Source organism: Klebsiella sp. I138, assembly GCF_051131765.1.
GTDB lineage: Bacteria > Pseudomonadota > Gammaproteobacteria > Enterobacterales > Enterobacteriaceae > Klebsiella.
The window spans coordinates 2951626-2974555 of the sequence record NZ_CP180447.1 but is presented as its reverse complement, the minus strand read 5'-3'; the positions used below and the strand labels follow the sequence as shown (position 1 = coordinate 2974555).

The following is a 22930-nucleotide window of genomic DNA, read 5'->3' as shown; positions in this document are numbered from 1 at the left end:
AAACGAAGCTGCTGTGGTAAGGTTCTCTGCGAGCATATAAGTCGTTTGTCGCAGAGAACCCGATGAAAAACAACCGGATGACATTACAGGATATCGCGAACCTGGCCGGGCTTAACAAAATGACGGTCAGCCGTTATTTACGAGACCCGAGCCAGGTATCGCAGCGCAGCCGTGAGCTGATTGCTAAGGTCATGGAAGAAAACAACTATATCCCTAACCGGGCGCCGGAAATTCTGCTCAATGCCCGCAGTAAAACGATAGGCGTGCTGATCCCTTCCTTTCGTAATCAGATTTTTGCCGACGTGCTTGCCGGCATTGAATCCGTCACTTCCGCACACCAGTATCAGACCCTGATCGCCAACTACGGCTACGATCCGCAGCGTGAAGAGCGCGAAGTGCTCAATTTGCTCTCCTACAACATCGACGGACTGATCCTCACCGGCAAACAGCACAGCGACCGCATGATCCAGTATGTTCGCGCCAGCGGGATCCCGGTGGCGGAGCTGATGGATTTTGGCGGGCAGCCGCTCGATATTCAGGTCGGGTTCGATAACGAGAAGGCCGGATGGGATATGACCCAGGCGTTTCTTGAAAGTGGCAAACGCAAAATCGCCTTTTTTGGTTCCATGGACGACCCTCGCGATCTGAGCCGTTTTCGCGGCACCGAGCGGGCGGTGGCGGCCTATGGTCTGAAGGCGTACCACATCACGCCGCGCACGATCTCTTCGGTGGCGTTGGGTCGTCAGATGTTCCTGCAAATGCAGCAGTCGCACCCGGATATTGACGCCATATTTTGTACCAATGACGATCTGGCAGTTGGCGTGCTGCTGGAATGCCAGGCGCAGGGGATTGCGGTACCTGAGGAGATGGCGATTGCTGGCTTCCACGGGTTGGAAATTGGCCGTGCGCGCCTGCAAAAAATTGCCAGCGTCATTACCCCACGTTATGACATCGGTAAAACGGCGAGTGAAATACTCATTGCTCGTCTGACGGGCAAAGATGCAGCGGATAGCGTGAATTTGGCCTATCAGATATATTATGGCGATACGTTATAATTATTACCGGAATAGCAATATTCTTTTTAATTATTATCTATTGGATTTGGTTATGATACGCAATGTTCTTTCCTTGAGTTAATTCCTAAGGGAAGGCGCTGAATGAGCAAAACGTTTCGCTTATTATATTGCGAGATAAACAATCATTTTTAAAAAATAATACTGGTATCCGACGACGAATGTATGACATAACTAGCAAATAATGGAACTCGCATAAGGATACAGTGCTGTGAAGAATCTCATTGCCGAACTACTGGTAAACCTGGCGCAAAAGGAGGAGGAAGCAAAGGAACTGACGGTGCAGGTTGAGGCACTGGAAGTTGTCGTAACGGCACTGCTTCGCCATATGGCACAAGACGCACAGCAGGCGTTAATTCACGATATTGAGCACGCCATCGAGCAGGCAAGCCCGGGCCCGCTGGTGGACGATCGCGACGCCCAGCTGTTGCAGCAATATATAAAAAAGCTGTTACGGCATCCACGTAGTTAGTTCATTTGACAGGACATGGATGCTGTCATTTTACTGTCATCTCGCTTTTATAAAGTCTCCCTCGTTTTGTTTTTTAAGTATTTTTACATGGAGACGACAAAAGTGAAATTAAACGCCCTCTTTATTGCCCTGTTACCTCTGCTGGGCTCCCCGGTTATTCATGCAGAAACCACGTCCGCCCCGGTTCTGGAAAATCGTGCCGCTCAGGGCGATATCACAACGCCAGGTGGCGCACGTCGTTTAAGCGGCGATCAGACTGCCGCACTGCAGGCCTCGTTAATCAACAAACCCGCGAAAAATATTATTTTGCTGATTGGTGACGGGATGGGCGATTCAGAAATTACGGCTGCACGCAATTATGCTGAAGGTGCGGGCGGTTTCTTTAAAGGCATTGATGCGCTGCCGCTGACCGGACAATACACCCATTATTCTCTGGACAAGAAAACCGGTAAACCAGATTACGTGACCGATTCTGCCGCGTCCGCGACAGCCTGGACGACCGGCGTGAAAAGCTATAACGGCGCGCTGGGCGTCGATATTCATGAAAAAGATCACCAGACCATTCTTGAGCTGGCGAAAGCGGCAGGGTTTGCGACCGGTAACGTCTCTACGGCGGAGCTACAGGACGCCACCCCGGCAGCCCTGGTGGCACATGTCACTTCACGTAAATGCTACGGCCCCAGCGTCACCAGCGAAAAATGTCCCGGCAATGCGCTGGAAAAGGGCGGTAAAGGTTCGATTACCGAGCAACTGCTGAATGCCCGCGCGGATGTGACTTTAGGTGGCGGGGCAAAAACGTTTGCGGAAACCGCGACAGCCGGTGAATGGCAGGGCAAAACCCTGCATGAGCAGGCCATTGCGCGCGGCTACCAGATTGTCACCGATGCCACCTCCCTGGCCGCCGTCAGCGAAGCGAATCAGGGCAAACCGCTGCTGGGTCTGTTCTCCGACGGCAACATGCCGGTGCGCTGGGAAGGGCCGAAAGCGTCTTACCACGGAAATATTGATAAGCCAGCGGTAACCTGTACCCCGAACGGTAAACGTGACGCCTCTGTTCCGACGCTGGCACAGATGACCGAGAAAGCGATCGGTCTGCTGAGCAGCAACGAGAAAGGGTTCTTCCTGCAGGTTGAGGGAGCGTCCATCGACAAGCAGGATCATGCGGCGAACCCGTGTGGCCAGATTGGCGAAACCGTTGACCTTGATGAAGCGGTACAAAAAGCGCTGGAGTTTGCTAAAAAAGAGGGCAACACGCTGGTTGTTGTCACCGCGGATCACGCGCACGCCAGTCAGATTATTCCCGCTGATTCGAAAGCGCCCGGTCTGACCCAGGCGCTGACGACCAAAGACGGTTCCGTGATGGTCATCAGCTACGGCAACTCGGAAGAAGAGTCGATGGAACATACCGGCACGCAGCTGCGTATTGCCGCCTATGGTCCGCATGCCGCAAACGTGGTGGGCTTAACCGATCAGACCGATCTGTTCTACACCATGAAAGCCGCGCTGGGCCTGAAATAAACCGCAGCCGATGGCGAATTACTGCCATCGGCTGGTTTTTTTCCCATCTGCGACCAGACTTACAGAGATTGACTGACAAAAGGATGGTGCGATGAAAATAACATTACTGGTAACCCTACTTTTTGGTTTTATCTTTGTGACGGCGGTGAATGCCGCGGAAAAAACGCCCACGCCCCAGCAGCAAAAAATGACGACCTGTAACAAAGAGGCTTCGTCAAAGACGCTGAAAGGGGACGAGCGTAAAGCGTTTATGAGTCAGTGTCTTAAGAAAGATGCACCGGCGCCGAAAAGTAAGGGGCTAACGCCTCAGCAGCAAAAAATGGGCGAGTGCAACGGTCAGGCAACTCAGCAGTCTCTGAAGGGGGACGATCGTAATAAATTTATGAGCGCCTGCCTGAAAAAACAGGGGTAGCGCACAGGGGTCTGAGCGGACGGTGTAAAAACGGGTGAGGCAATGCCTCACCCGATATCAATATGATGGCAGGGAGATCAGGAGCGGCTGAGCTTTTCTGATTTTTCCATGCATTTGACCATGGCTTCGATCACCGCTGAACGGAAGCCTTTTTCTTCCAGTACCCGCACGGCTTCGATGGTGGTCCCACCTGGCGAGCAGACCATATCTTTCAGCGTTCCCGGATGTTCTCCGCTTTCAAGCACCATTTTGGCCGATCCCATCACTGCCTGAGCGGCAAATTTATACGCCTGAGCGCGCGGCATCCCGCCGAGGACGGCAGCATCCGCCATCGCCTCAATAAACATAAAGACGTAGGCCGGAGCAGAGCCGCTGACGCCTACCACCGGGTGGATCATCGGTTCGGCGATAATTTCAGCCTGGCCGAAACAGCGGAAAATGGTCAGTGTTTCGGCAACTTCTTCACTGGTCACCAGGGCGTTAGGCGTCACGGAGGTCATGCCGGCGTTAACCAGCGACGGTGTGTTCGGCATTGCGCGAACGATCTTGCGATCGTGGCCCAGTGCGCGCGCCAGCTGATCGAGCGTGACGCCAGCGGCAATTGAGATAACCAGAGAATCTTTATTCAGGCTTGAGGCGACTTCGCTCAGCACTTTAATCATGATCCCCGGTTTGACCGCACCGAAGACAATATCTGCGACCTGGGCGACTTCCTGCGCGCTCTGCGCGGCATTAATGCCGTACTGGTCGTGCAGGGCCGCCACTTTGTCCGGCGACGGGGTATAGACCCAAATTTGCCCGGGCTGCACCTGGCCGCTGGCGATCAGACCACCCAGAATGGCCTTACCCATATTCCCGCAGCCGATAAAGCCAATTTTCTTCTCCATCACCGTTCCCCTTTGCTTATTTTGTCGTGAGTTATCTAGCTTATCACTCTGGCGCTTTCCCGGGGGACAAAAGCAGGTGACAATGATATCTCCCTTTTTCGTCGACAGGAGCCGGAATGGCTATTTGGGTTGATGCGGACGCGTGTCCGAACGTCATTAAAGACATTTTATTCCGCGCCGCCGAGCGCACGCAGACTTCGCTGACGCTGGTTGCCAACCAGCCGCTGCGGGTGCCGCCGTCGCGGGTTATCCGCACTATGCGCGTGCCGCAGGGGTTTGATGTGGCCGATAACGAAATCGTCCGCCTGTGCGCGCCGGGTGACCTGGTGATTACCGCCGATATCCCGCTGGCGGCAGAAGTGCTGGCGAAGGGCGGAGCAGCCTTGAACCCGCGCGGTGAGCGCTACAGCGATGCGACTATTCGCGAACGTTTGACGATGCGTGATTTTATGGAAACCATGCGGGCCAGCGGCGTTCAAACCGGCGGCCCGGATAGTTTATCGCAGCGCGACCGGCAACAATTTGCCGCCGCGCTGGAGAAGTGGTTGTCAGAGACGAAACGCCCGCAGGGTTAAACCCAGCTGTCGTCATCGCCGCTGTAATCGTCGTCGTTACCCATGCCAGCGTCGAAGTCAGAGTTCCAGGTGTTGTTATCCGCGAGGAACTGATTATCGTCCTGGCGGAACGGATCGTCCGCGCCGGCTGCGTCCTGCGTCTGGCTGAGGTCGGGCTGCGGTTTCTCTTCAATAATATTGACGATCTCCTGCGGATGCGAACCGCTGAACATATTGGTCAACATATTGCCCAGCACCACGCCGCCAGCCACGCCAGCTGCCGTTTGTAGCGCTCCGGCCATAAAACCGCCGCCGCTGCGCGCCGCCTGCGGAGCATAGTTCTGCTGCGGCATTTGCTGAGCATACTGCGGCTGCGCGTTGGTCTGCGGGCGTCCGTATTGTTCGGCCCCTGGAATAGGGTCTGAGCCACGAGACTGGCCGCCGCCAAACAGGCCGGAGAGGAACCCACCGCTGCTCGGTTTAGCCGCCTGCAGCTGCGTCACCTGGCTTTCCAGCGCCTGGATACGATCGTTGAGCTGCTTAATGGCCGCTTCCTGAATCAGGATTGTTTGCGCCATGTAATAAGGGGCCGCCGGCTGCTCTTTCATGTGTTGCGCAATCCGCTCCTCGGCGCTGGCATCGCGCGAAGCGCTCTGCGTCCCGGCCTCTTTCAGGCGGGAAAACAGTCCATCAATAAGGCGTTGTTCTTCAGATTGCATGGTACTTTCCTCTGTCATACTGGTCGTTTAGCGTCAGAGTGCGTCTGAACGGACCATGTTGTAAATATGTTGATGCGTAAAGCTATGCATAAATGTGTTACCGTTTACGCCAGCCAGCGGCTGGAAAATAACCGTTGTTAATAAGTAAATCTGGAATAACACTTAATGCAATGATAGGTTTACGCGACAAATCCTTTTGCTGTCTGTATCGGGAAAGGTTTGTTAGTTTAATGTAACGTTTATTTTACGGTTATTGCTGCGCGATTTTGCCGGTATCATTGCTTACTATTCGTATTCATTTTCCCGCGATATGCGGAACCAGGGGGTCTTCAGTAATGACACTGCCAATCTTTCTCATCGGGCCACGCGGCTGCGGTAAAACGACCATCGGCCATGCGCTGGCGCGGGCGCGTCATTACCAGTTTACCGATACCGATCATGCTCTGCAGGAGCGTGAACAGCGTACGGTGGCGGCTATCGTTGAGCAGGAGGGATGGGCACGTTTTCGTGAGCTGGAGTCTGAAGCGCTGAAAGCAGCCACGCAGCCGGAGACGATTGTCGCGACGGGTGGCGGTATTATTCTGACCGAAGGTAATCGTCAGTTTATGCGTGAAAACGGCGTGGTGATTTATCTCCAGGCCTCGGTTGCGGCGCTGATCGATCGCCTTGAAGCTTATCCGAAAACAGAGCAGCGCCCAACGCTGACGGGCAAACCGGTCCGTGATGAAGTCGGTGAGGTACTGGCGCAACGAGAAGCGCTGTATCGCGCCACCGCACATCATATTGTTGATGCAACCGCGACGCCGGATGAGGTCGTCAGGCAAATATTGGCGACGCTGCATGCGGATTCTGCCTCTCCTCAGGTTAAATGTGCCGAAGGGGCAAAAGAGTAGCGCGCTTTGCGATACCCGACTTAAGCCGTAGCGGAGCGCCTGTCCTTGTCCCGATTTACCGGGCGCTACCCACTTTACCTGCCGGAACGCCCGACGGTGTGATGTTGAACCGGCGCCACGTTATCCTTCTCCGTGCCCGGGCGCAATACCGGGCATTCATCACATTTCCAATTCATCAGTACTTCTGATGAATCCCTAAGGTACGGATTTTTCAGCAACGTACCTGACCCCTCAGCAATCTTTACATTCAACGGCGGCGCTAAGCTGCTACGCTTCTGGTCGGTTGTTTTTTAGCCAACTGGGGGGCGAATGTGGTGTGTAGTAAGCCTGTGCTGAAGCAGTGGTAGTGAAAAGGTACGTGATATGAGTACAACGATGGCCATTTTAACCGTTGGCGTGGTACCGGTGGCTGAGGTATTGCCACTTTTAACCGAACATATCAGGGAAGAGCAGATCACTCATATTAGCCTGTTAGGCAAAATGACGCGTGAAGACGTTATGGAAGATTATGCCGTTGAGTCCGGCGACGAGCGCCTGCTGACGTTATTGAATGATAACCAGACAGCCGAAGTGTCGCGCCAGAAGGTCGAGCGTGATTTAAAGCATATTATCGCGATGCTCGACAGGCAAGAATATGATGTCATTCTGTTTTTAAGTTCCGAAATGCTCAGCGGCCTCACGGCGCGCAATGCCATTTTACTGGAGCCGCAGCGGATTATTCCGCCGCTGGTGGCGTCGATTGTTGACGGACATCAGGTCGGGGTCATTGTTCCCGTTGAGGACGTGCTGCCCATGCAGCAGCAAAAATGGCTTTCGTTAGAAAATGCGCCTTACTATGCGCTAGCCAACCCGACCAGCGGCAGCGATAGCGATTTATTGACCGCCGGGCGGGCGTTGCTGGAACAGGGCGCCGACGTGCTGGTTCTGGACTGCCTGGGTTACCATCAGCATCACCGGGACGTATTGCAAAAAGCGCTGGATGTGCCGGTTCTGCTGTCAAATGTGCTGGTTTCACGACTGGCGGCAGAACTATTAGTTTAACATTGTCCACGGGATTAATTTTGCGTGACAGGGGCAAGGAGCGCCCCCTATATTGAGGCTTCAACAAAAGATCATAAGGGCTTGTTTATGCTTCAAAGCAATGAATACTTCGATGGAAAAGTGAAATCTATTGGCTTCACCAGCAGCAGCACCGGCCGCGCGAGCGTCGGGGTGATGGCGGAAGGGGAATATACCTTTGGTACCGCGCAGCCAGAAGAGATGACGGTAGTGAGCGGTGCGCTGAATGTGCTGCTGCCGGGGGAAACCGAGTGGAAAGTGTATGCCGCCGGTGAAGTATTCAATGTGCCAGGCAACAGCGAGTTTAATCTGCAGGTGGCTGAGCCAACGTCTTATCTGTGCCGCTATCTGTGATTCAATGCCTTCCTGCCGTGGCAGGAAGGCATTTTGCTCGATTTGTCGAGCGTTGCCGGTGCAACTTAGCGCTGCGCTTCTCCGCCCAGGCCTTCCACCAGATTCTGAATCAATGCCGCCAGCTCGCCGGTCATCAGAATAAAGTCGGCGTCAAAACGCTGAGCGAAATCTTCCCGGTCAATATCTTCATTCTGATCCCGCAGTTCGTCACAGAACTTCAGACGTTTGATTGAACCATCGTCACACATCAGGAACTGAATGCGCTGCTGCCAGTCGAGAGCCAGCTTGGTCACGACTTTACCGGCTTCAATGTGCACGGCAATTTCGTCGCTGACCAGATCCTGTTTCTTCGCCCGAATGACGCCGCCATCTTCCAGCATCGCTTTCAGTTCGGCTTCATCCAGCAGCTGGAAGCCCTGGGCGACGGTCCCGGATCGGACCCATTCGGTCAACGTCAGCTCGATTGGATTTTCCAGCGCCAGCGGTACGACCGGCAGCGAACCTAAGGTCTTACGCAGCAGCGCCAGCGTATCTTCCGCTTTCTTGGCGCTGGCGCAGTCGACCATGATCAGCCCGTTAACGGTGTCGATCCACATCATTGTCTGGCTGAAGCGGCTGAAGGCGCGCGGCAGCAGAGAGTGCAGCACTTCGTCCTTCAGCGAATCTTTCTCGGTTTTTTTCAGCTTACGGCCCTGCTCGGCTTCCAGCTTGAAGATCTTGGCTTCCAGCGCCTGTTTGATAACCGGTGACGGTAGGATCTTCTCTTCTTTACGTGCGCAGATAACGATCTGGCCGTTTGCCGTATGTGTTAGCGCATCGCTGTGCGAGCCCATCGGCGATACCCAGCCGGTCTTCGCCATATCCTGGCTACCACAAGGGGTAAATGTCAGCTCGGCCAGCTGTTTTTCCATCTCCTCGGCATGTAATGAAATGTCGCGGCTGAGACGGTAAACCATTAAATTTTTGAACCACAGCATGATAATTTCCACGGCGTTGTCGTTAAATCCAGCGGGCATGATAGCGAATTGTCGCTATGCTTGCATTGTTAATCGGGGAGAGGAGCTTACAGTGCGTATTGGTATTGATCTGGGCGGCACAAAAACAGAAGTCATTGCTCTGAGCGACCGGGGAGAGCAGTTATTTCGTCACCGTTTGCCGACTCCGCGAGAGGATTACCGGCAAACGATAGAGAACATCGCCGCGCTGGTCGGGATGGCGGAACAGGCGACCGGGCAACGCGGCAGCGTCGGCGTCGGGATCCCTGGGTCGATTTCGCCCTATACCGGGGTGGTGAAGAATGCTAACTCCACCTGGCTCAACGGCCAGCCGTTTGATAAGGACCTCAGCCAGCGTTTGAACCGCGAAGTCCGCCTGGCGAATGATGCCAACTGTCTGGCGGTTTCAGAAGCGGTAGACGGCGCCGCCGCCGGGGCACAGACCGTGTTTGCGGTGATTATCGGCACCGGCTGCGGGGCGGGAGTCGCGATACAGGGGCGTTCCCATATTGGCGGCAACGGGACCGCGGGTGAGTGGGGGCATAACCCGCTGCCGTGGATGGATGAAGATGAGCTGCGCTATCGTGGAGAAGTGCCGTGCTATTGCGGTAAACAGGGGTGTATTGAAACCTTTATCTCCGGTACCGGTTTTGCCACGGATTACCAGCGTTTGAGCGGCCAGCCGCTAACGGGGAATGCGATTATGCAGCGGGTGGGTGAACAAGATCCGCTGGCCGAGCTGGCGCTGAAACGTTATGAGATGCGTCTGGCGAAATCTCTGGCCCACGTGGTCAATATCCTCGATCCGGACGTGATTGTGCTGGGCGGAGGAATGAGCAACGTCGAGCGCCTGTACCAGACGGTGCCTGGGCTGGTGAAACAGTGGGTGTTTGGCGGGGAGTGCGAAACGCCGATCCGCAAAGCCGTCCACGGCGATTCCAGCGGCGTGCGCGGCGCGGCCTGGCTATGGCCGCTGTAAGCCGCTAACCGCGTCCCGGGCTGCGGCATAATGTCTGCACCCGGGCCGCCATTCGCTTCCCCGACCGGCGTCGGGGAGGTGTGCGGATAGTTACTCTACCGCAAAGGATTTATCCAGGCGGCTGTATCCCAATCCATTGATTTTTTTCACCTTAATTTGTACCGGAATGCGCTCCTTCATGGCTTCGACGTGACTTATCACGCCGATCACTTTGCCGCTGGCGTTAAGGGCATCTAAGGCATCCAGTGCGGTATCCAGCGTTTCACTATCGAGTGTGCCAAACCCTTCATCAAGGAACAGCGAATCAATGCGTGTTTTGTGGCTGACCAGATCGGACAGCGCCAGCGCCAGCGCGAGGCTGACAAGGAAGCTTTCGCCGCCGGAGAGGGTTCGGGTATCGCGCACCGCATCTGCCTGCCAGGTATCAACCACTTCCAGCTCCAGCGCTTCGCTGGCCTTGCGCTGGAGCTGATAGCGCCCGTGCAAGCGATTCAGCTGATGGTTCGCCAGCCAGACCAGGTTATCCAGGGTTAGCCCCTGGGCGAATTTGCGGAACTTATCGCCTTCTTTAGAGCCGATCAGCGAATTAAGCCACGCCCAGTCCTCAAGCTGCTGCTCGGCGAGTGCTATCTCCTGGCGTAGCGCCTGCTGGCGCTGCTGGTTCCCGGCGTTTTGTTTCAACTGCTGGTGGATTTCACCCTGCCGGGCGCTGTTTTCTCGCAGCTGTGGCGCCAGCTGCTGAAGGCGGGCCTGAACCTGTTCCAGTGGCTGGGTGAGGTCGACGTCTGCCGGGGGCTGTTGTTGATGCTGGTTAAGTGCATCGCGTGCGCGTAGCGCCAGGGCGCTATTCTGCTGGAGGGTGTTTTCCAGCGTCTGTTTGAGCTGCTCCAGACGCTGGCGTGTCTCCCCATCGAGCAGGGCATCGAGGAAGGCCTGCTGGCTGACAAATGGGCTGCCGGACAGCGCGGCGGCAAACTGGGTTTGTGTCGCCAGCAGTGCTTCCTGCTGCTGACTTTGCTGCTGGCACAGCGTCTGCCACTGGCTATGCAGCGCCAGGCAGTCGTCATGTACCTGACGCCAGCCTGTTAGCGGCGCCGGGTCGGCAGTTTCAGTTGTCTCCGGAAGCGTCTCCAGCAGCGGCGTCAGCTGTTGAAGCTGCTCCTGCAGAGCGACCCATTCATTCTGTTTTTCCTGCCACAGGCGAGTTTGCGCTTCCCGCTGCTCCAGCCAGCTCGCCACCTGATCGGCCTGCGGGGCGCTAAGGGCGAAGGCGGAAAGCTCCGTTTCCAGCTGCGCGCGACGCTGGGCCTGTTCTTGCTTGAGCTGGCTGAGCTGCTGTTGGCACTCTTGCTGCTGGCTCTGCCAGGCCAGTCGCTGCTGGTGCTGATACAGCTGCTGTTCACGATCTTGCTGAGCCGCCAGCCAGCCGGGAATATCATCCTGTGGCCGCAGTTCACAATGGAGTTCACTGGCGGTGGTTTGCCACTGCGAGGTGAGCACTTGCTCCTGCTGGAGAAGTGAGTCTAGCTCTTCTTTCTCTTTAACCTGTTGTTTTAGCAACGCCTCAAGCTGGCCACGTAGCTGAGCGCCTTCTTCCGCCAGCTGTTTGACCTCACGCTCCAGGCTATCCCGGCGGGCTTGATTAACGCCGGGTACCAGCGCCTGGTATTGCGCGACCGCCGGGTGTTCGCTGGAGCCGCAGAGCGGACAAGGCGCGCCGGGCTGCAGGCGAGCGCGCTCTTCCTCCAGTCCGGCAATACGTGCTTCCAGCTCACAAATGGCCTTCACATCGCTGAACTGCTGATTTTTCTCTTTGTACGCCAGGCGGCGCTGGGCCAGGGTTGTTTCCAGCTTCTCCTGCTCCTGACGGCGAGCCTGCTCGGTTGTTTGCAGTTGCTGCTGACGCTGACGGAGAGGCAGCAGTCGGCCATGCAGCGTGGAAAGCTGCTGGCGCAGCGGGCGGGCAGCGGTGTGCTGTGCCAGGCTGGCGGTGACCTGTTCTGCATTCAGCGTCAGCGCCGCAGGTGGCAGTTCATCCAGCTTACGGGCGGTTTCCGTTAGCCGCTGTTGTACTGCGCAGCGCAGCTGTTCATCGCGAGCCTGTTGCTGGAAGGCCGCCCGCCATCCCGCCAGCGAGGTTCCCCACAGTCGATAGCTGTCATGCTCTTTAAGCCAGATGCTGAGCGCATGATGGGCGTCCTGTAGGCGCGTCATCTGCTGACATGCGGCGAGGCGAATCCCCGCACGTAGCCGCAGTCGGTCATGTAAGCGAGTATTTACTTCTTCCACCTGGCGGTGGGTTTGCGCCAGGGCGGCCGTCTGCTCCTGTTGCCGGGTCCACAGCGGACGAAGCTGCTCTGCGGGCTGCGCGTTGAGCAGTGTGGTGAGCTGCGGCTGGGCCTGCTCCAGCGCCTGCTGTGCGTCCTGCAATTTGGCCTGGGCCTGAGCAGCTTCTGCGCTTAATTCCTGCTGGCGCAGCAGCCACTGCTGCGCCGTTTGCAGGCGCGCTTGCTCGCTGAGCTGCTGGCGCTCCTCATCAGTAAGTGCTTGCAAACTTTGCTGAAGCGCCTGCTGCTGCTCATCGCTCAGGAGCAGGACACCGGAGGCCTGGGCCTGGAGCTTCTCCAGTTCGTTGCGGGCGATCTTATGTTTTTCAAACACCTGGGCTGATATCTGGCCGTAGATTTCGGTACCGGTTAGCTCTTCCAGCAGCTCGGCGCGCTCTTTGGGTTTGGCATTGAGGAAGGCGGCAAACTGGCCCTGCGAAAGCAGCATTGAACGGGTAAAACGGCCGTAATCCAGCCCGGTGAGCGAGGCGGTAAGTTCGAGCTTATCTTTGACTTTGTCGGCGATGATCTGCCCGTCATCGCAGCGGGCCAGCTCAACGCGCGGGGCCTGTAGGTTACCCTCCGGCTGATTGCGGGCGCGGTTCTGGCTCCAGAAGGCGCGATAGGCCGTCCCTTTGACCTCAAATTCCACCTCCGCCAGACACTCGGCGGTATCACGGGTCATCAGATCGTTTTGCGATTGCGACACGCTGCTCAGGCGGGGCGTTTCGTGATACAGCGCGAGGCAGATGGCATCCAGCAGAGTGGTTTTCCCGGCGCCGGTAGGGCCGGTAATGGCGAACAGCCCGTTGCTGGCGAAAGGCTCCGCGGTGAAGTCGATTTTCCATTCGCCTTTGAGCGAGTTGATATTTTTCAGGCGCAAACTCAGAATTTTCACAGATGCTCCTCACCGTTCAGACTATGCAGCGTTTCGTTGAACAGCTGCTTCAGGCGCTCCTGCTGCGTCTCTTCCAGCGTTTCCAGCGCCAGGCGGCGTTCAAACACCTCCTCAACCTGCAGTTCGCTCAGCGTTTCCCGCCGCTCACCCGCCAGGATACGTTCACGCTGGGCACGGCTGCGGCGTACCAGCAGTACTTCCACCGGCAGATCTTCGGTCTGGGCCTGAATTTTTCGCTGAATATCATGCAGATATTCGTCGCTGGTAATTTCGATGTCCAGCCAGACGACGGGCTGCTGTGGGCTATCCTGCCACTGCGTGAGCTGTTCACTGATGCTGGCAAAATCGCCTTTCAGCACTGCCAGAGGCTGCGTCACCGGCACTGTCAGAGGGCAAACCTCCGTCAGATGCCCGTCGGTGAAGGTCACCAGATTGACGCTTTTGCTTTTCCCCGTCTCGTCAAAGCTGAGGGCGATGGGCGAGCCGCTGTAGCGAATATGCTCGCAGCCACCGATCTTCTGCGCCCGGTGAATATGGCCGAGGGCAATATAATCTGCGGGCGGGAAATGGCTGGCGGGAAAGGCCTCCAGCGTGCCGATGTAGATATCGCGAACCGCGTCGCTTTTACTGGCGCCGACGGTGGTCAGGTGGCCGCTGGCGACGATTGGCAGTGGACGATCGCCGCGCAGGGCACAAGCTTCTTCATACTGCTGTTGATAATAGTCGCTGATGGCGCTCAACAATTGCTGCTGCTTTTCGCCGCTGGAGTGGCCGGCCTGGCTGGTGATCAGCTCGCGCGGGCGCAGGAAAGGCACCGGGCAAAATACGGCGCCGGGTGTGCCGTCGCGCCGTGGCAGAATAAAGGGGGCATGGCCGGCGCTGGCCACCACCGTGGTTTTCAGAAAGGCCAGAATATCGCGGGATTCGTTCAGCGTGGCCACCGAATCGTGGTTGCCCGCCAGCACCACCAGCTGACAGCCGGTTTGCTGAAGCTGAACGACAAAGCGGTTGTACAGCTCGCGGGCGTAGCTTGGCGGCGAGCCGGTATCAAAGATGTCGCCGGCGACAATAATGGCATCGACCTCGTGCGCCTGCGCACTGGTCAGCAGCCAGTCGAGAAAGGCCGAATGTTCGGCGGCGCGGCTTTTGCTGTAAAAGTTCTGGCCAAGGTGCCAGTCAGAGGTATGGATGATGCGCATAAGTATTCCCTGGCGAAAAAGCATTAGCGCATTATATACATGTCATCCGTCGCGTTGCCCCTTTAACACTTTCAGGATTGAGTGTTACTCCTTGTCATTATTCAAAATCCGCTATCATATGACGGTCATTTTTTTCATAAATCTGTCACAAAACTGACGCATAATGACGCCGCACTCTATACTGATGGCTAAAAAATACAGGGTAAATAATGGCGAGAAGAATTCTGGTCGTTGAAGATGAAGCTCCGATCCGCGAAATGGTCTGCTTTGTTCTGGAGCAAAACGGCTTTCAGCCCGTCGAGGCGGAAGATTATGACAGTGCGGTGAATCAACTCAATGAACCCTGGCCTGATTTGATTCTCCTCGACTGGATGCTGCCGGGCGGATCGGGTCTGCAGTTTATCAAGCTGCTCAAGCGTGAAGCGATGACCCGCGATATTCCGGTCGTCATGCTGACCGCGCGGGGTGAAGAAGAAGACCGCGTACGTGGTCTGGAAACCGGCGCCGATGATTACATCACCAAGCCTTTCTCGCCGAAAGAGCTGGTGGCGCGCATCAAAGCCGTAATGCGCCGAATTTCGCCGATGGCGGTTGAAGAAGTGATTGAAATGCAAGGGCTTAGCCTTGATCCTTCCTCGCATCGCGTGATGACCGGTGAAAGTCCGCTGGATATGGGGCCGACGGAGTTTAAATTATTACACTTCTTTATGACCCACCCGGAACGTGTCTACAGCCGCGAACAGCTGCTGAATCACGTCTGGGGAACGAATGTGTATGTAGAAGACAGAACGGTGGATGTGCATATTCGTCGTCTGCGTAAAGCGCTGGAACATAGCGGCCATGACCGGATGGTGCAAACGGTCCGTGGCACAGGATATCGTTTCTCCGCCCGTTTCTGAATCTCGACAGGAGTGTGAACCGTGCTGGAACGGCTGTCATGGAAAAGGCTGGCGCTTGAGCTTTTCTTATGTTGTATCCCGGCCCTGATTCTCGGGGCGGTGGTGGGTTATCTGCCGTGGTTTTTGCTGGCGGCAGTAACCGGACTTCTCATCTGGCATTTCTGGAATTTATTACGTCTTTCATGGTGGCTGTGGGTTGACCGCAGCATGACACCTCCGCCGGGAAGCGGCAGCTGGGAACCGCTGCTGTACGGCCTCCACCAGATGCAGATGCGCAATAAAAAGCGCCGACGCGAACTGGGCAGTCTGATCAAACGCTTTCGTAGCGGGGCGGAGTCTTTGCCCGATGCGGTGGTGTTGACGACGGAGGAGGGCGCCATCTTCTGGTGTAATGGTCTGGCTCAGCAGATCCTCAATCTGCGCTGGCCGGACGACAGCGGACAAAACATTCTCAATCTTCTGCGCTACCCTGAATTCGCGAACTACCTCAAAAACAGGGATTTCACAAAACCGCTTAATCTCGTCCTCAATACGTCTCGTCATCTGGAAATCCGCGTGATGCCCTACAGCGACAAACAGTGGCTGATGGTGGCGCGTGATGTCACGCAGATGCACCAGCTGGAGGGCGCACGGCGAAACTTTTTTGCCAACGTCAGCCATGAGCTTCGCACGCCGTTGACGGTGCTGCAGGGCTATCTTGAGATGATGCAGGAGCAGGTGCTGGAAGGGATGACGCGCGAAAAAGCGCTGCATACGATGCGCGAGCAGACCCAGCGCATGGAGGGGTTAGTCAAGCAGCTGCTGACGCTGTCGCGGATTGAAGCGGCGCCGACGCTGGCGATGAATGACAAAATCGATGTGCCGATGATGCTACGGGTGGTGGAGCGCGAAGCGCAGACGCTCAGCCAGCAGAAGCAGACGATCCACTTCCACGTCGATGAGAGCCTGCAGGTGCTAGGTAATGAAGAGCAGCTGCGCAGCGCGATGTCCAATCTGGTGTATAACGCGATCAACCATACGCCGGCAGGGACGGAGATTACCGTCAGCTGGCAGCGTGCGCCCCATGGCGCGCTGTTTAGCGTTGAGGATAATGGGCCAGGAATTGCGCCGGAGCATATCCCGCGCCTGACCGAGCGGTTTTATCGCGTGGATAAAGCCCGTTCGCGGCAAACCGGCGGCAGCGGTCTTGGGCTGGCTATTGTGAAGCATGCGGTAAATCATCACGACAGCCGGCTGGAAATTGAGAGTACGGTGGGGAAAGGGACGCGTTTTAGTTTCTTACTCCCGGAACGTTTAATTGCCAAAAAAAGCGCCTGATCGCGCCATTGTCAGCATTTCTTGCCAATGACCAGCTTCGGCTGGTCATTTCAGATTGCTGACAAAGAAGGAAAAAGCGTGGTTTTTCCTTCTTTGTGGTGAGCAGCCGAAAATCAATGAATTGATTTTCCTTGTTTTTATAATTGGGTGGAATATGGCAGAACGGCATCGTTTTGACGTTTTTCATTCATCTCCAATGACCAGCTTCGGCTGGTCATTTTCGTTTGCAGTCACTTTTTCCCCGCGTAATTAATGAACGTCTGCTGCTTTTTTGTTCGCATGATTAGCCGGAGGTTTTCCTTCAATATGGTCAATAATTCCGGTCTGTGAAATAGACTTAGCATAATCATCTGCTTTTGCGATCCCGCCTTGCATTAAAACGTTATAAGCGTTTAAATTGCCCCCCATACAGTCGCAGACAGACTGTTTTTGCGTGGTAATTCAAAAAACAATTCTTTCCCACGCCGCTTCGGGAGCATATCTCGCTGAGTTTGCCGGCAACCGCCGCTGTATCATCCCCTAAGGGAAGGCACGGTATTTTCCGTTTGTTAACAACACCACACCCACAGGCAGTAATGAATTTATGACCCATCAGTTAAAATCTCGCGACATTATCGCGTTGGGCTTTATGACCTTCGCGTTGTTCGTTGGCGCAGGCAACATTATCTTCCCTCCGATGGTAGGTTTACAGGCTGGTGAACACGTCTGGACCGCCGCTATTGGCTTTCTGATTACCGCCGTGGGTTTACCGGTGCTAACGGTCGTGGCGCTGGCGAAAGTCGGCGGTGGCGTTGAAAGTCTGAGTACGCCTATCGGTAAAGTTGCCGGTATCCTGCTGGCGGTGGTCTGCTATCTGGCCGTCGGTCCACTGTTTGCGACGCCGCGTACCGCGACGGTCTCTTTTGAAGTCGGGATTGCCCCGCTGACCGGTGATGGCGCGTTGCCGCTGATGATTTACAGCGTGATTTACTTCGCACTGGTGATTCTGGTCTCTTTGTATCCGGGTAAGCTGCTGGATACCGTGGGGAATTTCCTCGCCCCGCTGAAAATTGTTGCCCTGATTATTCTTTCCGTTGCGGCAATCGTCTGGCCGGCTGGCCCGATCAGTAATGCGCTGGAGGCTTACCGTACCGCCCCGTTCTCTAACGGTTTCGTCAACGGCTATCTGACAATGGATACCCTTGGCGCGATGGTCTTCGGGATCGTGATTGTTAACGCCGCGCGTTCCCGTGGGGTGACCGAAGCGCGCCTGCTGACCCGCTACACCGTCTGGGCTGGCTTGATGGCCGGCGTCGGTTTAACGCTGCTGTACCTGGCACTGTTCCGCCTGGGTTCTGATAGCGCAACGCTGGTCGATCAATCCGCTAACGGCGCGGCAATTTTGCATGCATACGTCCAGCACACCTTCGGTGGTGCAGGTAGCTTTATGCTGGCGGCGCTGATTTTCATCGCTTGTCTGGTTACCGCCGTTGGCCTGACCTGCGCCTGTGCTGAGTTCTTCGCGCAGTATCTGCCGCTGTCCTATCGTTCGCTGGTATTTATTCTCGGTATTTTCTCGATGGCGGTTTCCAACCTGGGCCTGAGCCATCTGATTCAGATTTCTATTCCAGTGCTGACGGCTATCTATCCGCCTTGTATCGCACTGGTGGTATTAAGCTTTACCCGTAACTGGTGGCATAATTCGTCCCGCGTGATTGCGCCGGCCATGTTTATCAGTCTGATGTTTGGTATCATTGACGGCATTAAATCGTCGGCGTTTGCGGATATCCTGCCGGCCTGGACCTCGCGTTTGCCTCTGGCAGAACAGGGTCTGGCCTGGTTGATGCCGACCGCGGTGATGGCGGTTCTGGCGGTTATCTGGGACCGTGCGGCAGGGCGTCAGGTGACTTCCAGCGCGCATTAACCAACGGTTTTAATCAGTGTTAAGCCACGGGGGCTTCGGGTCCCGTGGTTTTTTGTTTTTTAGGTAATCCTCTTTGGGACTTTGCCCCTGCGAAGGCCCAAAGAGAAAAACGGCATGGAATACGATGGAAAGTAGTAACACACTTAAGCGCGGGCTAAGTACCCGGCATATCCGCTTTATGGCGCTGGGATCCGCAATTGGTACCGGCCTGTTCTATGGTTCGGCTGACGCCATTAAAATGGCCGGCCCGAGCGTTCTGTTGGCCTATATTATCGGCGGTGTTGCGGCGTACATCATCATGCGCGCGCTGGGGGAAATGTCGGTACATAACCCCGCCGCCAGCTCATTTTCACGCTACGCGCAGGATTATCTCGGCCCGCTGGCGGGCTATATCACCGGCTGGACCTATTGTTTTGAAATTCTGATTGTCGCGATTGCCGACGTGACGGCGTTCGGCATCTATATGGGCGTCTGGTTCCCGACGGTGCCGCACTGGATTTGGGTGCTGAGCGTGGTGCTGATAATCTGCGCCGTTAACCTGATGAGCGTTAAAGTCTTCGGCGAGCTGGAGTTCTGGTTCTCGTTCTTTAAAGTCGCCACCATCATCATCATGATTATTGCTGGCTTCGGCATTATTATCTGGGGGATCGGTAACGGTGGTCAGCCTACCGGCATCCATAATCTCTGGAGCAACGGCGGCTTCTTCAGCAACGGCTGGCTGGGCATGGTGATGTCGCTCCAGATGGTGATGTTCGCCTACGGCGGGATAGAGATAATCGGCATTACCGCCGGCGAGGCGAAAGACCCGGAGAAATCTATTCCGCGCGCGATTAACTCGGTCCCGATGCGTATTCTGGTGTTCTATGTCGGCACCCTGTTCGTGATTATGTCCATTTATCCGTGGAATCAGGTGGGGACTGACGGCAGTCCGTTCGTTCTGACTTTCCAGCATATGGGGATTGCGTTTGCTGCCAGCATCCTGAACTTTGTGGTGCTGACCGCCTCGCTGTCGGCGATTAACAGCGACGTATTCGGCGTGGGGCGTATGCTGCACGGGATGGCCGAGCAGGGCAGCGCACCGAAGATTTTTGCCAAAACCTCGCGTCGTGGGATCCCGTGGGTGACGGTGCTGGTGATGACCGTTGCGCTGCTGTTTGCGGTCTATCTGAACTATATCATGCCGGAAAACGTCTTCCTGGTGATTGCGTCACTGGCCACCTTCGCCACCGTCTGGGTGTGGATTATGATCCTCCTGTCGCAGATTGCCTTCCGTCGTCGTCTGTCGCCGGAAGAGGCGAAAGCGCTGAAGTTTAAAGTGCCGGGCGGCGTGACCACGACGGCCGTGGGGCTGGTGTTCCTCGTCTTTATCATTGCGCTGATTGGCTACCATCCGGATACCCGCATCTCGCTGTACGTCGGTTTTGCGTGGATAGTTCTGCTGCTGGCCGGTTGGAAGCTGAAAACCCGCCGCGACCGCCAGTTGGCCCAGGCGCAGTAACTTCTCCCGCGCCTGTCGGAATTGGCAGGCGCGTTCTCCACCCCCATTATCCTCCCCTAATTATTCCCATGATGATGAGTCATACGCCTGTGCGCTGTGGCAAGGTGTGCCCATTCTAAAGAGAGAGGAATGACGATGTTGAAGGCATGGCACCTGCCTGTGGCTCCGTTTATTAAGGAGCAGCAGGAACGACTCTTTATCACATTATGGCTAAGCGGTGATGACTTGCCGCAGCGGGTAACGCTGCGGGCGGAAGAAGATAATGAAGAGCTCTCGCTGCCGATGCACCGACTGCGGCAGGAGCCGCATCCGGGCGTCGTCGCATGGCGGGGCGAGATCAATCTTGCCAGCGGCCAGCCGCGTCGACGCTACAGTTTTAAGCTGCTGTGGGCGGATCGCCAGCGCTGGTTCACCCCGCAGGGCTTTAACCGTTTTCCACCGGCGCGACTGGAACAGTTCGCCGTCGATCTGCCGGATAGCGGCCCGCAGTGGGTGGCCGATCAGGTCTTTTATCAAATCTTCCCCGACCGTTTTGCACGCAGCGAATCGCGGGAAGCAGAGCAAGATCGGGTTTATCACCACCACGCCGCCGGGCATGATATTGTCCAGAAATCGTGGGATGAGCCGTTAACCGGCGAGGCGGGCGGTTCGACATTTTATGGCGGCGATCTGGATGGTATCAGCGAAAAACTGCCGTATCTGAAGCAACTTGGCGTGACCGCTCTCTACCTGAACCCGGTCTTTGTCGCACCCAGCGTGCATAAATACGATACCGAAGATTATCGTCGCGTCGATCCGCAATTTGGCGGTGACGGAGCGCTGATTCGTCTGCGTCACAATACCCAGCGAGAAGGGATGCGTCTGATTCTCGACGGCGTGTTTAACCATACCGGCGATTCTCACGCCTGGTTCGATCGCCATCAGCGCGGCAGCAGCGGGGCGTGCCATCATGCCGATTCGCCATGGCGCGACTGGTTCACCATCTCTGCCGAAGGTGAAGCGCATAGCTGGCTGGGCTACTCCAGCCTGCCTAAGCTGGATTACCGTTCGGAGAGTCTGGTGAATGAAATCTATGCCGGGGAAGACAGCATCGTTCGCCACTGGTTGAAAGCGCCGTGGAGTATGGACGGCTGGCGGCTGGACGTGGTGCATATGCTCGGGGAAGGCGGCGGGGCGCGTAACAACCTGCGCCATATTGCCGGTATTACCGAGGCCGCGAAGCAAACGCAGCCTGAAGCATTTGTTTTTGGCGAACATTTTGGCGATGCCCGTCAGTGGTTACAGGCGGATGCCGAAGATGCCGCCATGAACTACCGCGGTTTTACTTTCCCGCTGTGGGGTTTTCTCGCCAATACCGATATCTCCTATGACCCGCAGAAAATTGACGCGCAGACCTGCGTCGCCTGGATGGATAACTACCGTGCCGGGCTGTCGCATCAGCAGCAGCTGCGGATGTTTAACCAGCTCGACAGCCACGATACCGCGCGATTTAAGTCGCTGCTGGGCAAAGATGTTGCGCGCCTGCCGCTGGCGGTAGTATGGCTGTTCTGCTGGCCGGGCGTACCGTGTATCTACTACGGTGATGAAGTCGGCGTCGATGGCAACAACGATCCTTTCTGCCGCAAACCCTTCCCGTGGGATCCCGCTCTGCAGGACACTGCGCTGCTGGGGCTGTACAAGCGGATGGCGAAGCTGCGCAAAGCCAATAAGGCATTACGCTACGGTGGCTGCCAGGTGATTTATGCCGAAGAGAACGTGGTGGTGTTTGCTCGCGTGTATAAGCAGCTGCGCGTGCTGGTCGCCATCAACCGCGGCGAAGCCTGTGAAGTGGTAGTGGAAGATTCGCCGCTGCTGGACGTTAGTGAATGGCAGGTGAAAGAGGGAGCCGGCACGCTGCACGATGGCGTGCTAACGCTGCCGGCTATTTCCGCCAGCGTCTGGTTTAGCCGTCAGGAATAGAGCGGGCTGAGGAACGAGTCCTGGAGAATCGCTTCCCGCCACCAGCGCTGGGCAAGGCCGTCGTTATCGCTACGCCAGGCGATATAGGTGAGATCTTTCTCGCGGCAGGAGAGGACGGGCTTTTCTATCAGCTCTCCGTTCTCCAGCCACGGCTGAGCGATATGGCGAGGTAAAAAACCGCAGCCCAGTCCGGCGCGCAGCAGCGCCACCTTACTGGCAAAATCGTCGACGCGAATTTGCGGTTGTTCAGTGAGGAGGTTGCTGTTGAGCGGATGGCAATAGCGGGCGCTATCGCTGATCACCACCGCGCGATGCAGGCTCAGCTGCTTGTTGCCGAGCGGCTGCGTCGTCTCCGCCAATGGGTGACCGGGGGCGACAACGAAGACGTTATCCAGCGTACCGGCCATTTTCCACGACCATTCGGCGGAGGTGGGCGGTTCGTTGATGGCGCCAAGAATAATATCTGCGCCGTTGCGGGTCAGTTCCTCCCAGGAGCCGGCCAGGGTGTGATGGGTAAAATTGAGCCGGGTTTGTGGGTTTTGCGCGTAAAAAGCGTCGATCAGCGGCAGTAAGCGTTCAAAAGGGAAAGACGCATCGAGTGCGATATCCAGATCCCGTTCCCAGCCGGCATCCAGCTGCACGGCCTGCTTTTCCAGATCTTTTGCGGCGTTGATCAACAAACGCCCCTTTTCCAGCACCATTCTACCGGTATCGGTAAATTTCGCCCGATGGCCGCTGCGATCCAGCAGGGTAATATCCAGATCGTTTTCCAGCTTTTGGATCATATAGCTCAGGGCGGCAGGGGTCTTATACAACGACTCTGCGGCGGTGGCGAAAGAACCATGGGTCTCTAACGCATCCAGAATTAACAGCACATCAAGGTTTAAACGCATCAATTACTTACCGGTAAAAAAAGGTGACTCAGTTTTACCGAAGCTGGATGGTCAATGCCAGTGAATAATTTAGAACCCTTTCGCGCAAATTTTTGATAAGCAACGTTAACCAGATAGCTGAT

At 56.1% G+C, this 22930-nt stretch carries 20 protein-coding genes; 14 read left to right on the top strand and 6 right to left on the bottom strand.

What is annotated here, in order from left to right:
* Positions 1-62: 62 nt before the first annotated feature.
* The 4 genes from idnR to psiF all read left to right on the top strand — a co-directional run bounded on the left by idnR (position 63) and on the right by psiF (position 3475).
* Positions 63-1055 carry a DNA-binding transcriptional regulator IdnR gene (idnR, locus tag ACMYSK_RS13880; RefSeq protein ID WP_434636092.1) on the top strand — a complete coding sequence of 331 codons (993 nt, stop codon included), beginning with the start codon at positions 63-65 and terminating at the stop codon, positions 1053-1055.
* A 229-nt stretch (positions 1056-1284) separates the two neighbouring features.
* Positions 1285-1545 (top strand): anti-adapter protein IraP, encoded by a 261-nt coding sequence (gene iraP, locus ACMYSK_RS13875; RefSeq protein ID WP_434636090.1) that lies wholly within the window; start codon positions 1285-1287, stop codon positions 1543-1545.
* Between the two features lie 87 nt (positions 1546-1632).
* Entirely contained in the window at positions 1633-3063 is a 1431-nt protein-coding gene (phoA, locus tag ACMYSK_RS13870) for an alkaline phosphatase (RefSeq protein ID WP_434636089.1), read from the top strand.
* 91 nt (positions 3064-3154) lie between these two features.
* Positions 3155-3475 carry a phosphate starvation-inducible protein PsiF gene (gene psiF, locus ACMYSK_RS13865; protein ID WP_434636088.1) on the top strand — a complete coding sequence of 107 codons (321 nt, stop codon included), beginning with the start codon at positions 3155-3157 and terminating at the stop codon, positions 3473-3475.
* Between the two features lie 77 nt (positions 3476-3552).
* On the opposite strand, the gene proC is transcribed toward psiF, so the two are convergent.
* Positions 3553-4362: a pyrroline-5-carboxylate reductase gene (gene proC, locus ACMYSK_RS13860; protein ID WP_434636087.1), complete on the bottom strand. Its 810-nt coding sequence runs from the start codon at positions 4360-4362 to the stop codon at positions 3553-3555.
* A gap of 116 nt (positions 4363-4478) precedes the next feature.
* On the opposite strand from proC, the gene ACMYSK_RS13855 reads away from it, so the two are divergent.
* Entirely contained in the window at positions 4479-4937 is a 459-nt protein-coding gene (locus ACMYSK_RS13855; RefSeq protein WP_434636086.1) for a YaiI/YqxD family protein, read from the top strand.
* Here the strand turns inward: ACMYSK_RS13855 and ACMYSK_RS13850 are convergent.
* Positions 4934-5635: a DUF2076 domain-containing protein gene (locus ACMYSK_RS13850; protein WP_434636085.1), complete on the bottom strand. Its 702-nt coding sequence runs from the start codon at positions 5633-5635 to the stop codon at positions 4934-4936. The two genes, ACMYSK_RS13855 and ACMYSK_RS13850, sit on opposite strands and share 4 nt — an antisense overlap.
* A 335-nt stretch (positions 5636-5970) precedes the next feature.
* Here ACMYSK_RS13850 and aroL point away from each other — a divergent pair, with 335 nt between their 5' ends.
* The 3 genes from aroL (at position 5971) to ppnP (ending at position 7941) form a co-directional block, all read left to right on the top strand.
* A complete protein-coding gene (gene aroL, locus ACMYSK_RS13845) occupies positions 5971-6528 on the top strand; it encodes a shikimate kinase AroL (RefSeq protein ID WP_434636084.1) in 558 nt (185 codons plus the stop codon).
* 363 nt (positions 6529-6891) lie between these two features.
* Positions 6892-7569, top strand: coding sequence for an AroM family protein (locus ACMYSK_RS13840; RefSeq protein WP_434636083.1), 678 nt, complete (start codon positions 6892-6894; stop codon positions 7567-7569).
* A gap of 87 nt (positions 7570-7656) precedes the next feature.
* Positions 7657-7941: a pyrimidine/purine nucleoside phosphorylase gene (gene ppnP / locus ACMYSK_RS13835; RefSeq protein WP_004099395.1), complete on the top strand. Its 285-nt coding sequence runs from the start codon at positions 7657-7659 to the stop codon at positions 7939-7941.
* A 65-nt stretch (positions 7942-8006) separates the two neighbouring features.
* Here ppnP and rdgC read toward each other — a convergent pair whose 3' ends face one another.
* Positions 8007-8918: a recombination-associated protein RdgC gene (gene rdgC / locus ACMYSK_RS13830; RefSeq protein WP_434636082.1), complete on the bottom strand. Its 912-nt coding sequence runs from the start codon at positions 8916-8918 to the stop codon at positions 8007-8009.
* Between the two features lie 91 nt (positions 8919-9009).
* Between rdgC and mak the strand changes: the two genes are divergently transcribed.
* On the top strand, positions 9010-9915 hold the full coding sequence (mak, locus tag ACMYSK_RS13825) for a fructokinase (protein WP_434636081.1): 906 nt from the start codon (positions 9010-9012) through the stop codon (positions 9913-9915).
* A gap of 90 nt (positions 9916-10005) precedes the next feature.
* On the opposite strand, the gene sbcC is transcribed toward mak, so the two are convergent.
* Both sbcC and sbcD read right to left on the bottom strand, forming a co-directional pair.
* On the bottom strand, positions 10006-13140 hold the full coding sequence (sbcC, locus tag ACMYSK_RS13820; RefSeq protein WP_434636080.1) for an exonuclease subunit SbcC: 3135 nt from the start codon (positions 13138-13140) through the stop codon (positions 10006-10008).
* Positions 13137-14339: an exonuclease subunit SbcD gene (gene sbcD, locus ACMYSK_RS13815; protein ID WP_434636079.1), complete on the bottom strand. Its 1203-nt coding sequence runs from the start codon at positions 14337-14339 to the stop codon at positions 13137-13139. Before sbcD ends, sbcC begins: the two co-directional genes overlap by 4 nt.
* A 209-nt stretch (positions 14340-14548) precedes the next feature.
* On the opposite strand from sbcD, the gene phoB reads away from it, so the two are divergent.
* From phoB to malZ, 5 genes are all read left to right on the top strand, one after another.
* Positions 14549-15238 carry a phosphate response regulator transcription factor PhoB gene (gene phoB / locus ACMYSK_RS13810; protein ID WP_004204861.1) on the top strand — a complete coding sequence of 230 codons (690 nt, stop codon included), beginning with the start codon at positions 14549-14551 and terminating at the stop codon, positions 15236-15238.
* A 21-nt stretch (positions 15239-15259) separates the two neighbouring features.
* Positions 15260-16555 carry a phosphate regulon sensor histidine kinase PhoR gene (gene phoR / locus ACMYSK_RS13805; protein ID WP_434636078.1) on the top strand — a complete coding sequence of 432 codons (1296 nt, stop codon included), beginning with the start codon at positions 15260-15262 and terminating at the stop codon, positions 16553-16555.
* Between the two features lie 583 nt (positions 16556-17138).
* Positions 17139-18458 (top strand): branched-chain amino acid transporter carrier protein BrnQ, encoded by a 1320-nt coding sequence (brnQ, locus tag ACMYSK_RS13800; RefSeq protein WP_434636077.1) that lies wholly within the window; start codon positions 17139-17141, stop codon positions 18456-18458.
* A gap of 124 nt (positions 18459-18582) precedes the next feature.
* Complete coding sequence (gene proY, locus ACMYSK_RS13795; protein WP_434636076.1) at positions 18583-19956, top strand: proline-specific permease ProY; 1374 nt, start codon at positions 18583-18585, stop codon at positions 19954-19956.
* Positions 19957-20091: 135 nt separating this feature from the next.
* Positions 20092-21915, top strand: a complete 1824-nt coding sequence (gene malZ, locus ACMYSK_RS13790; protein ID WP_434636075.1) for a maltodextrin glucosidase — start codon at positions 20092-20094, stop codon at positions 21913-21915.
* On the opposite strand, the gene ACMYSK_RS13785 is transcribed toward malZ, so the two are convergent.
* Positions 21906-22808, bottom strand: a complete 903-nt coding sequence (locus ACMYSK_RS13785; RefSeq protein WP_434636074.1) for a LysR substrate-binding domain-containing protein — start codon at positions 22806-22808, stop codon at positions 21906-21908. The genes malZ and ACMYSK_RS13785 overlap by 10 nt on opposite strands.
* Positions 22809-22930: the final 122 nt, after the last annotated feature.

Bases quoted from the DNA above. Each gene is read 5' to 3' on its own strand.
- idnR (WP_434636092.1), top strand. From the start codon at position 63: ATGAAAAACAACCGGATGACATTACAGGATATCGCGAACCTGGCCGGG.
- phoA (WP_434636089.1), top strand. From the start codon at position 1,633: ATGGAGACGACAAAAGTGAAATTAAACGCCCTCTTTATTGCCCTGTTA.
- psiF (WP_434636088.1), top strand. From the start codon at position 3,155: ATGAAAATAACATTACTGGTAACCCTACTTTTTGGTTTTATCTTTGTG.
- proC (WP_434636087.1), bottom strand. From the start codon at position 4,362: ATGGAGAAGAAAATTGGCTTTATCGGCTGCGGGAATATGGGTAAGGCC.
- ACMYSK_RS13855 (WP_434636086.1), top strand. From the start codon at position 4,479: ATGGCTATTTGGGTTGATGCGGACGCGTGTCCGAACGTCATTAAAGAC.
- ACMYSK_RS13850 (WP_434636085.1), bottom strand. From the start codon at position 5,635: ATGCAATCTGAAGAACAACGCCTTATTGATGGACTGTTTTCCCGCCTG.
- aroL (WP_434636084.1), top strand. From the start codon at position 5,971: ATGACACTGCCAATCTTTCTCATCGGGCCACGCGGCTGCGGTAAAACG.
- ACMYSK_RS13840 (WP_434636083.1), top strand. From the start codon at position 6,892: ATGAGTACAACGATGGCCATTTTAACCGTTGGCGTGGTACCGGTGGCT.
- ppnP (WP_004099395.1), top strand. From the start codon at position 7,657: ATGCTTCAAAGCAATGAATACTTCGATGGAAAAGTGAAATCTATTGGC.
- rdgC (WP_434636082.1), bottom strand. From the start codon at position 8,918: ATGCTGTGGTTCAAAAATTTAATGGTTTACCGTCTCAGCCGCGACATT.
- sbcD (WP_434636079.1), bottom strand. From the start codon at position 14,339: ATGCGCATCATCCATACCTCTGACTGGCACCTTGGCCAGAACTTTTAC.
- phoB (WP_004204861.1), top strand. From the start codon at position 14,549: ATGGCGAGAAGAATTCTGGTCGTTGAAGATGAAGCTCCGATCCGCGAA.
- brnQ (WP_434636077.1), top strand. From the start codon at position 17,139: ATGACCCATCAGTTAAAATCTCGCGACATTATCGCGTTGGGCTTTATG.
- proY (WP_434636076.1), top strand. From the start codon at position 18,583: ATGGAAAGTAGTAACACACTTAAGCGCGGGCTAAGTACCCGGCATATC.
- malZ (WP_434636075.1), top strand. From the start codon at position 20,092: ATGTTGAAGGCATGGCACCTGCCTGTGGCTCCGTTTATTAAGGAGCAG.
- ACMYSK_RS13785 (WP_434636074.1), bottom strand. From the start codon at position 22,808: ATGCGTTTAAACCTTGATGTGCTGTTAATTCTGGATGCGTTAGAGACC.